16 protein-coding genes and 1 pseudogene are annotated in these 13,680 nt (G+C 60.3%); 10 read left to right on the forward strand and 7 right to left on the reverse strand.

Annotation, left to right across the window (positions count from 1 at the left end):
• Positions 1-112: 112 nt before the first annotated feature.
• Positions 113-1,711: an OprO/OprP family phosphate-selective porin gene (locus AB8Z38_RS33770; RefSeq protein ID WP_369721883.1), complete on the reverse strand. Its 1,599-nt coding sequence runs from the start codon at positions 1,709-1,711 to the stop codon at positions 113-115.
• A 564-nt stretch (positions 1,712-2,275) separates the two neighbouring features.
• Between AB8Z38_RS33770 and AB8Z38_RS33775 the strand changes: the two genes are divergently transcribed.
• Positions 2,276-2,677: a hypothetical protein gene (locus AB8Z38_RS33775; RefSeq protein ID WP_369721884.1), complete on the forward strand. Its 402-nt coding sequence runs from the start codon at positions 2,276-2,278 to the stop codon at positions 2,675-2,677.
• A gap of 98 nt (positions 2,678-2,775) precedes the next feature.
• The gene (locus AB8Z38_RS33780; protein WP_369721885.1) at positions 2,776-3,081 is read left to right on the forward strand and encodes a hypothetical protein; all 306 of its coding nucleotides are present in this window, start codon (positions 2,776-2,778) and stop codon (positions 3,079-3,081) included.
• A gap of 317 nt (positions 3,082-3,398) precedes the next feature.
• On the opposite strand, the gene AB8Z38_RS33785 is transcribed toward AB8Z38_RS33780, so the two are convergent.
• The 6 genes and pseudogenes from AB8Z38_RS33785 to AB8Z38_RS33810 form a co-directional block, all read right to left on the reverse strand.
• Positions 3,399-4,295: an efflux RND transporter periplasmic adaptor subunit gene (locus tag AB8Z38_RS33785; protein WP_369721886.1), complete on the reverse strand. Its 897-nt coding sequence runs from the start codon at positions 4,293-4,295 to the stop codon at positions 3,399-3,401.
• The gene (locus tag AB8Z38_RS33790) at positions 4,292-4,735 is read right to left on the reverse strand and encodes a DUF983 domain-containing protein (protein WP_369721887.1); all 444 of its coding nucleotides are present in this window, start codon (positions 4,733-4,735) and stop codon (positions 4,292-4,294) included. The genes AB8Z38_RS33785 and AB8Z38_RS33790 overlap by 4 nt, the downstream gene beginning before the upstream one ends.
• On the reverse strand, positions 4,732-4,941 hold the full coding sequence (locus AB8Z38_RS33795) for a DUF1656 domain-containing protein (protein WP_369721888.1): 210 nt from the start codon (positions 4,939-4,941) through the stop codon (positions 4,732-4,734). The genes AB8Z38_RS33790 and AB8Z38_RS33795 overlap by 4 nt, the downstream gene beginning before the upstream one ends.
• Positions 4,938-6,991, reverse strand: a pseudogene (locus AB8Z38_RS33800) (FUSC family protein). Before AB8Z38_RS33800 ends, AB8Z38_RS33795 begins: the two are co-directional and overlap by 4 nt.
• A 28-nt stretch (positions 6,992-7,019) precedes the next feature.
• Complete coding sequence (locus AB8Z38_RS33805) at positions 7,020-7,250, reverse strand: hypothetical protein (protein WP_369721889.1); 231 nt, start codon at positions 7,248-7,250, stop codon at positions 7,020-7,022.
• 255 nt (positions 7,251-7,505) lie between these two features.
• A complete protein-coding gene (locus AB8Z38_RS33810; protein ID WP_369721890.1) occupies positions 7,506-7,646 on the reverse strand; it encodes a hypothetical protein in 141 nt (46 codons plus the stop codon).
• A 229-nt stretch (positions 7,647-7,875) separates the two neighbouring features.
• Between AB8Z38_RS33810 and AB8Z38_RS33815 the strand changes: the two genes are divergently transcribed.
• The 8 genes from AB8Z38_RS33815 to AB8Z38_RS33850 all read left to right on the forward strand — a co-directional run bounded on the left by AB8Z38_RS33815 (position 7,876) and on the right by AB8Z38_RS33850 (position 13,338).
• Positions 7,876-8,772: a LysR family transcriptional regulator gene (locus AB8Z38_RS33815; protein ID WP_369721891.1), complete on the forward strand. Its 897-nt coding sequence runs from the start codon at positions 7,876-7,878 to the stop codon at positions 8,770-8,772.
• 261 nt (positions 8,773-9,033) lie between these two features.
• On the forward strand, positions 9,034-9,222 hold the full coding sequence (locus AB8Z38_RS33820) for a hypothetical protein (protein WP_369721892.1): 189 nt from the start codon (positions 9,034-9,036) through the stop codon (positions 9,220-9,222).
• On the forward strand, positions 9,219-9,596 hold the full coding sequence (locus tag AB8Z38_RS33825) for a hypothetical protein (protein WP_369721893.1): 378 nt from the start codon (positions 9,219-9,221) through the stop codon (positions 9,594-9,596). Before AB8Z38_RS33820 ends, AB8Z38_RS33825 begins: the two co-directional genes overlap by 4 nt.
• A gap of 52 nt (positions 9,597-9,648) precedes the next feature.
• Positions 9,649-10,131 (forward strand): hypothetical protein, encoded by a 483-nt coding sequence (locus AB8Z38_RS33830; protein WP_369721894.1) that lies wholly within the window; start codon positions 9,649-9,651, stop codon positions 10,129-10,131.
• 176 nt (positions 10,132-10,307) lie between these two features.
• Positions 10,308-10,694 (forward strand): dehydratase, encoded by a 387-nt coding sequence (locus tag AB8Z38_RS33835; protein WP_369721895.1) that lies wholly within the window; start codon positions 10,308-10,310, stop codon positions 10,692-10,694.
• A gap of 330 nt (positions 10,695-11,024) precedes the next feature.
• Positions 11,025-11,723 (forward strand): helix-turn-helix domain-containing protein, encoded by a 699-nt coding sequence (locus tag AB8Z38_RS33840; protein WP_369721896.1) that lies wholly within the window; start codon positions 11,025-11,027, stop codon positions 11,721-11,723.
• A 320-nt stretch (positions 11,724-12,043) separates the two neighbouring features.
• Positions 12,044-12,316 (forward strand): hypothetical protein, encoded by a 273-nt coding sequence (locus tag AB8Z38_RS33845; protein ID WP_369721897.1) that lies wholly within the window; start codon positions 12,044-12,046, stop codon positions 12,314-12,316.
• 161 nt (positions 12,317-12,477) lie between these two features.
• Complete coding sequence (locus AB8Z38_RS33850) at positions 12,478-13,338, forward strand: hypothetical protein (RefSeq protein WP_369721898.1); 861 nt, start codon at positions 12,478-12,480, stop codon at positions 13,336-13,338.
• Positions 13,339-13,680 lie beyond the last annotated feature (342 nt).

Consider the following 13,680-nt stretch of genomic DNA (forward strand, 5'->3'; position numbering starts at 1 on the left):
GCCTGCGAGCCGTTCCCGGCCACGTTTGGCTTGACCGGCCGTTTCACGATCGACTGATCGTTATCAGCCGGGTTGGTCCGGGAGCGGCCAGGCCGCGCCCGGAATGCATGTGTTAGAACGCGAACTGGGTGCGCATCGCGACTGCATTAAATTTCGAGCCGACGTCCGCCGTCGAGACCGGCGATGCCTGCTTCGATACGTTGCCATGTAGGTAGTCGAGCATGAAGCGGACATTGCCGTTGACATACCAGTTCAGGGCGAGCGTGTAGACCGTCTGCCGACCGCCTGCGATACCGTTGGCGCTCGCGAGCTGATCGTTGAGGTCGATGGTCGAGAAGCGCCCCGCGACCTCCCACGCGCCCAAGCCGCCGCCCTCAAGCGAGAACGGATGGGCCGGCTTGACGCCGCCATAGGAGGCCGACGCCGGATTGTAGGCATGGCTCTCGCCGGTCAGAACGTAACCCGCTTGCGCATACCCGCCCTGGAACTTCAAGCTCGGCGCACCGAAGGGCGGCAAACCTGTGTTAGCGGTGCGATCGACGTTGTACCAGAAATACTCGCCCTGAAGGATCAGCGGTCCATACGTCGCGGCGGCTTCAATGCTGTAGACCTGTGCGCCCGAAACGTTGGCAATCGCGCCTGTCGAAACCAGCGTCGTCGGGTCGAGACGCAACTCCGGTCGATCGCTGAGCGTAACGGTCTGCGTGTTGGCAATGAGATTGCGCGGGGGTTGAATCAGCCATTGCGCATCGGCACCGAGATGGACCGAATAGTCCTTGCCGTTAATGGGATTGCCCGCAATGCGCGCCACGGCGCCGTATTGCTCGGTCGTGCCCGCCGGTGCAACGCTCGAGGCGGAATGGATCGCGCCGGTCGCCGGTCCTGTGACGTAGCCGCCAACCCAGAGCTGGTCATTGTACCAGCGTGTTCCGACCGCGGAGCGGAAGTCGCCGGCGGCAATGTTGGTGGCGATGACGCCGGACGAGGCGCGCTCCATGAACAGGATATCGTTCGAGCTGGTGGCCTCGTCCAAGGTGTAGGGCAGGTCCATGATGCCGGCCTCGATCGCCATCCGACCGCCGAACGGCTTCAGCCCGGTGTAGCTGAGGAACGCGTTTTCCACGCCGGATACGCCGCCGCCTGGCAGGGATCCTGGCGCGGCGCCGCCGAATCCGTCGGAGGTGCCGCCGAAGTCGTAGACCAGGGCGAAATTCCAGTCGTTGAAGAACTTGCCGGCAAGGCCAATGCGTGCGCGCCGGAGATTTTCGCCGCTATCGAGTCTCTGCGGCAAGGTCGCCGCCGTGTTGGGCCTATAGTCGTAGCCGCCGACATCCCAATGCACGCGCCCGGTGATGGCGACGCAGTTCGCCTCGTCGGCGGTGCAGATCGTCGGCCGGTTGTTCGGCATCGTCACCACGACCGCCGCTGCCGCCGCCGGACCTTTGACCGGGATGGCGGCACTGGCGTTTGCGACCGCGGCCTTTGCCTCGGACCGTGCCTCGAGCTTCGCCTCCGCCTTCGCGCTTGCCGCAGCCACTGTGTTTGCCGCGGTCTGCTTCTGGAGCTTGTCGAGCTTCTGCTCCAGGAGCCTCAATTGCTGCTTTAACAGCGCAATTTCCTGATCACTGCTTGCCGACTGTGCATGAGCTTGCGATGCCGCGAGCGCACCGGCGAGGCCCAGCGCTGCGGTTGCGAATGTTTTCCTGAGCACGTCACATCCCCCTGTTTTGATGAAGTTTCCCTATGGCCCTGGAAGCCTTGCAAGGGCGATTGAGTTTGGCATTGCTGCTGCAGGTTCCAGTTGATGCATTTGTGCAACGTTCATTCGGTCTTAAGGCTCGTCCGAGAGCGTAGCCATGCGGCCGGCGCGAGACAGACTCGCCGCGGGGCCGACGGGAACACGATCGATCACCACCAACGTAAACGACCGGCTCCTCCCAGGAGTCGGCCTCGCGAACAATCCGTTTCGCCCGATGGACAGCAGTCACTCTTCAGATAATGCGCGGCTTGACTCAGCGGATCTAGAGGCCAAAGCTGTCGCATCCCGTCGATGGTCCGCGGTCGTGACGTTTCGTCCGACTTCACCGACTTGTTCGCGTTAATGAGCCGGAAACGGCGCGTATCGATCGGCTGGAATACAACAACATCGATCGCGCCGAATTTTACGCCAAAATGCTGGAATCTGTCCCGATCGGGAATCCGGCCTCGCAGTGGGGCAGCAGACTTGTCACGCAGCAGGCATAGGACTCATCAACCCGCGAAGGAGCCATTTATCATGCATGCAATCCGAAAACTTCGTGAGTCAGGCCACGCCACCACAGCTGACTACGAAACAATGCTCGCTGAGAATGTTGTTTTTCACAGTCCAGTGTTGATACGGACCATCGAAGGTCGTGCGGCGGTTGCACAGATCTTTGCGGCCTCGACCACTCTACGAGAAGGGGCCTATACAGGTGAGTGGAAGCTAGACGACCGCAGAACCTTACTCAGATGGAAGGGGAAGATTCAGGGTCACGAGCTAGAAAGTTTCGACCTTATCGAGGAAAACGATGAGGGACTCATCGTCGATCGGACAGTTGCGTTTCGTCCAATGCCCGCAGCGAAACTTTTTCGGGACGCCATGCGGGCTGCTCTCGGAAGCTCTGTTCCAGACGATTTCTGGGAATATTCAAATTAGATTTCAGCTGCTCGCGCTCATGGCGCGTGGCTTTCATGGCCCCGGCGGCTCGCAAGTAGATCGCCACCGGGTCGCCATCGTGAAGACATGAGGTATCCATGGACACGTTGCTCGCTCAGATCCTCGAAGCGCACGGCGGTCTAGACCGTTGGCGGCAACACAGCAAAGTTGAGGCCACCATCGTCACCGGTGGCGGCCTCTTTCCGCTGAAAGGCCTGATACAGGACCGCAACCCGCGGCGGATGACTGTGTGGCTGCACGAGGAGCGCTCTTCCATCACACCTTTCGGGGCTCCCGATCAACGCACGATGTTCACACCGGACCGGATCGCAATCGAGAAGCTCGACGGTACGCTGGTCGGCGAGCGGACGGTAAACCGGCAGTCACACGCAATTGGTGCGTAAGCGAAATTTGTGGATGCTCCGAGTGCGCGAACGCGTCGGCGCCGCCGCCGGGCATGGTTGCGGGTATAAGTCGCCGTGCGTGTGCTTGAAGGTGGCCCCGGTGAGGGCGCTGATTTTGCCGGCCGGTGCACCCGGCCGGAACTCAACGGCGTGGTGGCCCGCGCAAAGCGCGTCCCGCATTTGAGCGCAAAGGATGCCAGCACTCAGCGATGCCAACAATGCTACTAGCATCGTCCAGAACGAAGTGGTCTGATGAAAAGTCAGACGTACGAGTGACAATCCGGCCACGTACGGCATCAGGGGTGGCTTGCCCGTGGCTATCTTTCGGCCTGCTGGCGCAGAGCCGGTCCGAGCACTTCGACAGTCGCCGTGGCACCGGCGACGAGTTCGTTGCGCTCGGCGGGCCGGTCGAGCGCGATCCGGACCGGCACACGCTGAGCCAATCGCACCCAATTGAACGTCGGATTGACATTGGCGAGAAGGCTGGCGCCCGCGCTCCGATCCCGGTCTTCGATGCCGGCCGCGACGCTTTCGACCCGTCCACGCAGCGCATGGTCGCTGCCCATCAGCCGCACATTCACGGAATCGTCGATATGGATGCGCGGCAGCTTGGTCTCCTCGAAATAGCCCTGGACGTGCAGCGTGTCGGAGTCGAGCAGCGCCATCACACCCTTGCCGGGCGTGAGATAGGTGCCCGGACGCAACTCCATGTTGGTGACTACACCATTGACCGAGGCTCGCACCTCGCTGCGCTCCAGGTTGAGCCTAGCGAGAGAAAGGTCCGCGGCGGCTTGGTCATGGGCAGCCTGGGCCGAACCCTGGGTGGCGATGACCTGATCCATCTTCTGCTTGGAGACGACGACGCCGGGCGTCAGTGCGCTGTAGCGCGTCAGGTCGGCGTTGGCCTGCTCGAGCGTGGCGCCTCTGCCCAGCAACACCGCCTCGGCTTGCTTCAACGCTATCTCATACCGCGCGCGATCGATCCGGAACAACACGTCGCCGCGCTTCACCTGTTGGTTGTCCTTGACGAGGACTTCAGTGACGAAGCCGGAGACATCGGGAGCAATCGGAACCACATCGGCGCGAACGTGACCATCACGGGTCCAAGGCGCTTCAAAATAGTAGTCCCACAGCTTGTAGCTGGCCAAGACTGCGGCGAGCACCATGACGCCGGTCAGCGAGAAGCGGCTTAGGGAATTCAGAAGGGATTTCACGACACCAACTCCTTGGAGACGAGGTTCGGTAGAGGAGCGACACCATCGCGGATCTCTCGATCCCGGCGGCGCTTAGCAGCTTCGAAGTCGTGCATGCCGGTTTGCCATTGCAGGCCAACAATTGTCCCCTTCACAGGCTGCAGCAAGAAGAATGCCGCAACCCCGGTAACTGGTAGCCAGATCAGCAATTGAAGCCAAACGGGAGGCGAATAGGTTATCTCGACGGCAAGAAGCGCCGGCACGACAAGGTGGCCAACGATAGCGATCACAAGATAAGCCGGAAGGTCGTCTGCGCGCTGCGGCGTGTAATCCTCGCCGCAGATCTCGCACTTGTCGACTACCTTCAGAAAGTGATTGAACAGATGGCCCTGACCGCAGTTCGGGCACTTCATCGTGAACCCGCGCCACAAGGCTTTCGAGAACGAAACAGGGACTTTCATGACAAGAACTCCTTGGAAGCAAAGGCGAGGCTGGTGACGATGCAGACATAAAGCGCGAAATCGAACAGCGCGGGATGCCAGACATGGCGATAGAGGCCGTTTCTCCCCATCACCTTGCTCACTGCCCGGGCGAGGACATAGGCAAGCACGCTCCAGAACAGGAGGCTCGGAACGATGACGCCAAATAGATCAAGTTCGTATTTCATGCGGCAATTGTCCTGTGTTCGATTTCTCGTGGTTGATAGGCGGGCGATCCCGGGAAGAGGCCTGAGCGAACGCCGACGAGGCCCATGAGCACCTGATCGCGAGCTTCGCCGGAGGGCTCCTGCAATGTAGATGCGATCGTGTCGTCGAGTTGTCCCACCAAGTCTTCGGGAAGTGGGCCGGCCGTGTGGTTCCTACATATCGGGGCAAGACGGGCGAAGAATGCTTCGATTGCCGCCCTCATGCGTCGGGGCAGGCCAGCGCCGGCCTGCCTGACGTCGAGAATGTTTAGCGCCGTTCGAAGCTGGCGAAGGTTGGCGGCGTCGCTCCTTGCCTCGGCAGGAACGATCGTGATCCGCGCCGCAAGCAGCGCCAAGCGATGCTGCATGAGACTTGCAAGCGCAAAACGATCCTGATCCGACCTACGTTCGGCGACCGCAGCGAGCGTTGTCCAGTTGCTTTGGAGCAGTCGGCTTGCGATCCAGTCAGCCCCGAGGAGGCGAACGATGCCGCAGATGACGCCGGTAAGCGCGACCCCAAACATCAGTGCTACGCTGGAATTGGCATAAGACGAGAAATCGGCGGAGTAAGTCTCAGTCAACGCCAATTGCACCGAGAAATAGATAGCAAGCATTGAACCGACGCGCGCGGTCGCGGGTCGCGCGGCCATCCAGCCAAACAGCACGAAGACCGGCATCAGCGCGGCAATCAACATCTCAAAGGCCGTGATACGTGGCAGCACGCCAAACAGGTAGATTCCGTGCACCGCGATGACGATGAGGAATAGTCCGTAGAAATTGCGGAATGTCGGGAGGGGTCATCCACGCCGGCGAGCAGGCTGCCGACGACCGCGGCGAACAGCGGAGCGGCCACGCCGTCAGACCACCCGGCCGCGATCGCGAAGCCCCAGCAGCCCAGCACCGCAAGGGCGACGGACGCAGCCGCCAGGAGCGCGGATCCGTGGTCCCGATGCGGAACGAATATGATCGACGTGTCAGGTCTGAAGACGAGCGGAAGCTGCTCAGGATCGCGGCCATCGGCGATCGCCTCACGCAGAAGCCGGCAATCGTGCATGACGTCGACAAGATTGCGCAGCCGAATGACGAGGCCGGCGACCGTGATCTCGGTCCAACCGGCATACATGTTCAGCGCCGGCTGGACTTCATCAAGCGCTACGCGCAATGCACGGACTTCCTGTCCATCGCGACCGCCCTCTTCGAGCCACCGCGCTATCCGTACGCAAATTGCGCCAAGGCGTGCTGACGCTTCTCCGTCCGGGTTGAGTGCGAGCTTGCGGTCCTCTATCGATCCGAGCAGGGGAAGTAGCGACAGCATGTGTTGACGCAGACGCTGCAATCCTTGCGCGATATTCGTGGAAGCGGCCACCTCATAGCCGAGATGCCGTCCAAGCTGGTCGATTTCGGAAGCCGCGGCCGCAAGTCGAATGCGTTCGTTGTCACTATCCTGATCGCTACCATCGCCGGTGAGGACATCCACGCCAAGCCGGCGTGCGGCGGCGAGCCAGGCATCCGCTTGCGCAGTTACCGCAGAGGCGACGCTCCGTGGCAGGACGGCCTTAGCAACGACGCTGGCGCAGACAATTCCCAGCGTGATTTCCTCCAGGCGGGCGACCACGATGTCGAAGGCCGACTGAGGCACCGAGACGATCGGAAACCCGAGCAGCGCCACGGTGTAACCGGCCAACATGAAGACGTAGCTGCGCGGTGTTCCGTCGATCAGCGAGAGGTAGAGGCAAATGCCGACCCACAGCGCGATTGCGACGCCGAGCAATTCCGGCGCATTGACGAGGTTCGGGACCAGGACGATCGTCGCCGCCGCACCGATCACCGTACCCAGAATGCGATAGACGGCTTTCGAGTAGGTTGCCCCAGAGAGCAGGTTTGCGGTGATATAAACTGAAGCCATCGCCCAGTAAGGACGGGGCATATCCAGCAGAAGCGCAGTCGAAAATGCCAGCATGGCCGCGGCAAACGTCTTCAGCGAAAAGACGAGGGCAGCGTGTCGATTCCAGAATGAGGAAGAATGGGTCATGACGATTGTGGCATCCCCGGAATGTTTTTCACCAATGGGCTACTCTCGGACGTGCAATGCATGACTTGGCGCCGGCTTGCGGCGCTGCAAAGACGTTCACGTCGCATTCCTGCATTCCCGAACGCTCCATCCTGCGGTCGGCGGATATTGTTGACGTCCAGGCGGCGCCGATGCTGCCCTCGGGCTTAAGGATGGTCACAAACACCATGAGACACAGCACCTTGCCAACGAAGGCGGCGACGCAAAGAATATCTTTCATGTCAGCTCCTGATCAGTCGGGATGGACTGCGCTGGTCATACGAGGTCCGAGTGCACGCGGCTTTGCCCGGATTCCCGGTGCTTTGTCATTTGTTGCTGTCGACGTGGCTTGAGCCGTTTCCATCGCTGCGAACGCGTCGAGTCGAGTACAATGTAGTGGGCTTCGAGCAAATGTCCTCGAAGTTGGAGAGTCGAGATTGGCTGACACGATCTTGGCCGAAAGATCGACGGGCGATGCAGCGCGGCTGGCCTGCACTTACTGGCCCGCTGGATCCGGAATCATCCACATAGAGATCGTTTGCCACACGCCGTCGCCTGAATTGCGCTGATAGGTGACGAAGTCGGCGTCATCGCCATGCTGAATTTCGTAGCGATAGGGCTCGATATGTCTTGTCATTCAACTCTCCTTGTCAGTGTTTGAGGACAGGCCTCATGCCTTCCTTCCAAGGAGATCAATCGGGCGTCCGGCTTTAGAAAGGGGGCGTATGCGGAAAGGGTGCTTCCGAGCAGCGGAAGGCCGCGCCACACGGCGACCCCCCTGCGCGCAGACGATGCCGTCTTCCGAAATCTGAGGCGATATGGCAAAATCGAAAGATATTCTTCCGAACTGTGGAAAGGGGGATAGGATGGATCGGCTCGAAGCGATGTCAACCTTTCTGGCCGTGGTCGAGCAGGGGAGCTTATCCGCAGCGGCGCGACGATTGAAAACGCCGCTCACAACGATCAGCCGCAACGTATCCGAGCTTGAGTCTCACCTGCGGACGAAGCTCTTCAACCGATCGAGCCGGCAGCTGGTGCTAACGGATGCAGGAGCTTCCTACGTTGCGGCCTGCAGGCGCATTCTCACAGATGTGACCGAAGCGGAGCGTACGGCATCCGGTGAGTATATCACCCCGACTGGCGAGCTGGCTGTGACGACCCCGTTGGGTCTTGGGCGTGTCATCCTCATGCCGATCATCGCGGACTTCCTCAAGACCTATCCGGATATCAAGGTTAGAATGATCCCAACCGATCAAAAGCTGAGTCTGGCTCAGGAGCAAATCGATGTCGCGGTGCGGATCGGCGAATTACCGGATTCGAGCCTGGTCGCGCTACGGGTCGGCAGGACGCGCCGAGTCGTTTGCGCCAGTCCCGCCTATCTGGCGGCTCGCGGAACGCCACGCACGCCGGAAGATCTGGTCGGGCATGATTGCATCAGTTATCCCGGCTTCTCGCCACCCGATGCTTGGACATTCGTCAGAGACAAGGCGACCGTAGCGGCGCCGGTACATACGCGGCTCACGGTCGGCAGCGCTGAAGCAGCGTGTGCCGCAGCCCGTGCCGGCATGGGAATTTCAATCGCCTTTGCTTATCAAATCGAGGCTGGTCCGGAGGAAGGAGCATTGACAACCGTGCTGGATGAATTCCAGCCGCCGTCACTGCCGGTCAATCTGGTGTACACCGCCAACCGGTTTCTGCCGATCAAAGTACGCGCTTTCCTGGACTTTGCCGCGCCGCGGTTGAAGCGAGTCTTCGCGGAGTAGGCGGGCATCGGCGCGACGCTGAGAGCCCCGCCCGAAAGATGGGGGCGCCTTTGGGCTCCAAAGGCGGACCACGTCTGCACACGACCTCTGCCCCGGTTTGCTCGTGCGCACCTTCAGCCTGACTGAGATGGTCAGCACTCGGCCCTGACTTTCCAGAATTTGGAAGGATCTCTTCCGGTTTCTCCGGCTGTTGACCCGGGCTCTTCGCACCATCTGCCAACCAGGACCTGCCGGCACACGGCGTTACAGATGGAGGCGAGTATGGGTGAGATTGTCCAATTTATCTCGAAAGCCGAGCGTGAACGACTCCGCCTGATACGACAAGCCCGCGCGAACTACGACAGCGTTTTCCCGCCGGCGGATTCCGTCAACAAGCAGCCCGACAATGCACCAATGGTCCATCCGATCAGCGGAACCTGGATTCATCAGGGCGGCGACTTCTTGTCGTGATCAACGACCAAGCCGTGCCCGATCGTCGACCAACAGGGGAAATCGCCATGTCAATTCGCAGCATGCTTTTCGCCGCCGTATTCGGTATCGCCTCGCTGGCGGCCGCCCGTGCAGATGGTCTGCGCCCGATGGAGGGCCACAGCATCGATCTCGGCGGGATATCGGGGGTCGCCTATTACACCGTCGAACGTGATGAGTTTCACGTCGTGGCCACCCTCGCTCAGGGGCAGGCAGGAAAGCCGATCCGTATCGTATCTGTTCTTGCACCTGGCCAGCGCGTGGTTCCGTCAACACCGCAGCAAGCCGGCGCGATCGAGATCAGCCGGACGGGTGACAGCGTTCTCGTTCGCAGGGCGAACGCTGCCACGAACTGAACTTCGACCCAGCCCAGAGCAGACGTTTGGCGGAACTACAAGGAAACCGCACATGTCCACCATCCACCTTCATCGCACAACCACCGCGACGCCCGAGCAGTACGTCGCCGGACTTACCGATTTTGGGCCGGGCCGCTCGACGCTCTTTGGCAACAGTGCCGATGCATACCTCAAGGTGCACCACCACGGCGGCTGGCAGGCCGATGTCACGGAAGGCTCGGGTGGGATCTGGGAGCGCCTGCACTACAACTGGTCCGATCCCAACCGCCTCGTCCTCACGACGACCGACTCCAATGTGTGGGGCGGCGCGTCGGGCCACACCTACACCTTCACCCGTCAGCCAAACGGCACGACCGACATTGATGTGGTTGTCACACGCGACGGCAAAAATCTTTCGGGGGGGCTGCTCGGCTTCGTGCTCGGGACCATCGGCAGGCGGGTTTTGGAAAGGGCGTTTGAAAACTCAGTCAAGGCTATCGAGGCCCGGAACAAGACTGAGCGACTGGTCGCAGGAAATTCCAGCATCGCCGCCTGAGCAGTCGGGTAGCGCGCGAAGCCAGCCCGAAATGACCGTCACCAACGTCAGACCTGAGGAGACAGACATGAGCATGGTTCAAGTAAACAGCGAGGCTGCAACTACAGCCCGGTCGGGCCAATTGTATCTTAACGATCTTCATGTCGGTCAACGCTTTACCAGCGGATCGCATAGGCTTGACGAAGCGCAGATCAAGGCATTCGCGATTCAATTCGATCCGCAGCCCTTTCACACGGACAGAAAAAGCCGCCGAGCAAACGTATTTCAAGGGCTTGGCGGCGAGCGGTTGGCACACCGCCGCAATTACGATGCGTCTAAATGTCGAGACTGGTCCGCCGCTCGCCGGCGGCTTCGTCGGCGCCGGGGGAGAGCTGAGTTGGCCGGCGCCGACCCGTCCCGGAGACATCCTCCATGTGGAGAGCGAAGTCGTTGAAGTTACGCCATCGCGCTCTCGACCTGATCGCGGCACGATAGTTCTGCTAAGCCGGACAATAAACCAGCGCGGCGACGTTGTTATGATTCAAAAGGCCAAGCTTGTTCTTCTGCGCAAAATCGTTGCGTGAGCAACATTTGGTTTGCAAAACCGTTGAGGCCAATTCTGTAGGGGCGTGTCGTGGAAATCCATGATCAACCGACCACCGTGAGCCGATATGGCTTGGAGCAATATGGTTTCGAGGCGATACTGTCATCTTCGGCCGATCGCTTGGTCTGGCCTGTCGGCTCAGCTGTGTACCAGCGTTCGCAAAGCGGTGATCCCATGGAGGACCCCACCATCCGAAATCAGGATTTGCTTCGATATCCATGGCAATGAATCGCTGGTTACGCGGCGCGCCCCAGGCGTCGAAAGCCGGATACTCACAAGGCGAGGTACAGTTTGGCTCTCTCCTCCTGGTTTGCAGGAAGGTTCGGTTGATATCGCCGAAGACCTGACGAAGATTTTGCATATTTATCTTCCTGTCCGCCACTTCTCGCGGAGCAATGTCGAAGTCAACGTCGACCCATCCGCAATCACTGCGCTGAGCTACGAAAGGGCATTCGAAGATCTGCTTCTGGCCGAGATCGGATTTGCGATTGCATCGGAGCTACAGAGTGAAACCTCCGCCGGCGGTTTGCTCATTGGAGCCCTCGCATCCACTCTGGCGGCGAGGCTGGTTCAAAAGTATGTCACCGTATTTCCCGCTCAATCCTTTCCTCGCCACACACTTCGGGGGCTCGATCGGCGCAGACTTGTGCGTGTGCTGGACTACATAGAAGCGAACCTGGAAGGCGATCTCAGCATAGACCGCATGGCAGCGATTGCGTGCCTGAGCCGATACCATTTTTCACGGTCCTTCCGGCTGGCAGTGGGACAATCTCCTCATCGCTACGTCAGTGCCAAGCGCCTCGAGCGCGCGAAGGCCTTGTTGATGCACGGCGATCGGCCATTGGTGGATATCGCGCTGGCGCTTAGTTTTTCCAGCCAAGCCAATTTCACAACGGCATTCAGGCAAGCAACGGGTCAGGCGCCCGGTCAGTTTCGTCAGCGACTTGGATCGCGACTGCCGGAACCGGCACGGACAGATGGAAGGCGAGCTCTTTCTGTTTTGGTCTAAATCTGCAGATCGCAATCGCGTCGGCCTTCAAGACTGGTGGCTTCGTACGGCTGCTCTCAACAGCAACAAGTGGCAGAGCCTCGCTCCCGCAAGTCGGAGTGCGAAAGTCTTGCTTGCTCAGTCAAGCCGTCCTTTTAGGCGACATCTCGCTCGCCGCATAACCACCAGACCTTCTCCTTTGGGGCACCACGGGTGGTCCATGCACTAAGCCATCGCACGTATCCTTCCATCGTTTGGAAGGACAGCTCCCGACTTGTTCGTATTGCGGCAAAGCCGTCTAGCGTCGATATCGGACAGCAAGACGACTGAGGAGTTCAGTGATGAGAACCGTAGATGGAAGTACGTTGTCAGGTTTTGCTCGCAAGACGGCTGAGTCAGCATCGGACTTCGCCAGCCTCCTCCACAACCTGATCCTCGACGTGCGCGACAGCTACCGACCCGACCTGCATTACATGCGCGGCCCCGTCCCGAAATTGCGGACCAAACATCAAGCCTGGCAAAACTTCGGTTCTGAGACCGTACAGCGGGCAGGGCACCACCAGCTATCGCCGGTGTATGCGCGCCGTCGCGATGCGGCTAAGCCAACCCGATAGCCGGTCGAGGTTACGTCATCATGTTCGTGATACCAGTGTTCCTGCTTGCCGTTTCGCTCTCGATCGGTTTGGCGACAGTGTTGAGGACCAAATCCTCGGAGCGGGCCCGCATCTCCGATCGAGCTTCTAGTCGCGCTCGGTGGGCGGAAATCCGAGGTTGGATGCTGCTCGTTGGTGCCGGCCTCTACATCGCGTTGGTGGCTATGCTGAGCGGTCCAGTGCATGCCGGCGTCACCCTCGAAGCACGCAAACTGCCGATGAAATTCACCTGGATCGATTGCCAGCCGAATTGCCGGGGCTGGGTCAGCGCGGCCGGCATCGTGACTGCCGATAGTCCAACGGATTTCGATGAGTTTGCCCGCGGACGGCGGCTCGGCGGCGCGACCATCGTGCTGGACTCCAGCGGCGGTTCGGTCAACGCCTCGATCGCGCTTGGACGGCGATTCCGCCAGCTCGGGGCACTGACCACCGTCGGCACCAGCGTCCAGACCGGTACTACCCAGAGCGCGCCTGCCAACATGGCGCCGGTGGCGTATTGTGAGTCGATGTGCGTGTTCCTTCTCCTGTCGGGCACGACACGTTACGTGCCCGACACGGCCCATGTCCGGGTGCATCAGATCTGGCTCGGCGACCGCGCCAATGACGCCAAGGCCGCGACCTACAGCGCAGATGATCTAACGATCGTGGAACGCGATATCGGGCGTCTCGCCAAATACACCTTCGACATGGGCGGCGCGGGTGATTTGTTGGCCCTGGCTCTGAACGTACCGCCGTGGGAAGATCTGCACGAACTATCTCGGGAAGAATTGCGACTGACCAATCTCGTCACCACCGATATGGTTGTGCAAGCGGGCAGTCCCGATGCAGCGGTGGTCGCGCTGGCGCCCAAACCGGTGCAGGGTCGCTTCGTAAGCAGCGCGGGTGCGACCTCTCCGGGGCCGGCGAAACTTGTCAAGTCGGCTGAAGCCATGAGCCGCTCGGGCGACGCAAGGGCGGTGATGAACCCGCCTGGGCAACAGTAGCAGGTAACCCTATCTGAAGAACTACACAAAGCTTCGCATTCCGTTGCCATACGCGCATCGCCAGTGGCTTTGTCACCCGCTCCTGTCAAAATTACGCCGCGCACGTCCGGATCGTTCTGCCCCGCGATATCGCTGTCAGAGAGGTCATTTGGTTGCGGTCGGCTGACGCAACGCATTGCGCTCGTTCACGGTTGCGCTAACGGCTATTTGCCATGCCGCGCGCTTTCGAGGAGAGTCATGCAAGCATCGAGACAGGCTGCAGCGATCGTGCGGCCGAGCGGACTCGGCTTCTTGTTCAATAGCCGATGCATGACCACGCCATGCAGCATCATCATGACTGGA

The organism is Bradyrhizobium sp. LLZ17 (assembly GCF_041200145.1).
GTDB lineage: Bacteria > Pseudomonadota > Alphaproteobacteria > Rhizobiales > Xanthobacteraceae > Bradyrhizobium.

Coding starts and splice junctions, on each gene's coding strand:
- AB8Z38_RS33775 (WP_369721884.1), top strand. CDS start 2,276: ATGCATGCAATCCGAAAACTTCGTGAGTCAGGCCACGCCACCACAGCT.
- AB8Z38_RS33780 (WP_369721885.1), top strand. CDS start 2,776: ATGGACACGTTGCTCGCTCAGATCCTCGAAGCGCACGGCGGTCTAGAC.
- AB8Z38_RS33790 (WP_369721887.1), bottom strand. CDS start 4,735: ATGAAAGTCCCTGTTTCGTTCTCGAAAGCCTTGTGGCGCGGGTTCACG.
- AB8Z38_RS33795 (WP_369721888.1), bottom strand. CDS start 4,941: ATGAAATACGAACTTGATCTATTTGGCGTCATCGTTCCGAGCCTCCTG.
- AB8Z38_RS33805 (WP_369721889.1), bottom strand. CDS start 7,250: ATGAAAGATATTCTTTGCGTCGCCGCCTTCGTTGGCAAGGTGCTGTGT.
- AB8Z38_RS33810 (WP_369721890.1), bottom strand. CDS start 7,646: ATGACAAGACATATCGAGCCCTATCGCTACGAAATTCAGCATGGCGAT.
- AB8Z38_RS33815 (WP_369721891.1), top strand. CDS start 7,876: ATGGATCGGCTCGAAGCGATGTCAACCTTTCTGGCCGTGGTCGAGCAG.
- AB8Z38_RS33820 (WP_369721892.1), top strand. CDS start 9,034: ATGGGTGAGATTGTCCAATTTATCTCGAAAGCCGAGCGTGAACGACTC.
- AB8Z38_RS33830 (WP_369721894.1), top strand. CDS start 9,649: ATGTCCACCATCCACCTTCATCGCACAACCACCGCGACGCCCGAGCAG.
- AB8Z38_RS33845 (WP_369721897.1), top strand. CDS start 12,044: ATGAGAACCGTAGATGGAAGTACGTTGTCAGGTTTTGCTCGCAAGACG.
- AB8Z38_RS33850 (WP_369721898.1), top strand. CDS start 12,478: ATGCTGCTCGTTGGTGCCGGCCTCTACATCGCGTTGGTGGCTATGCTG.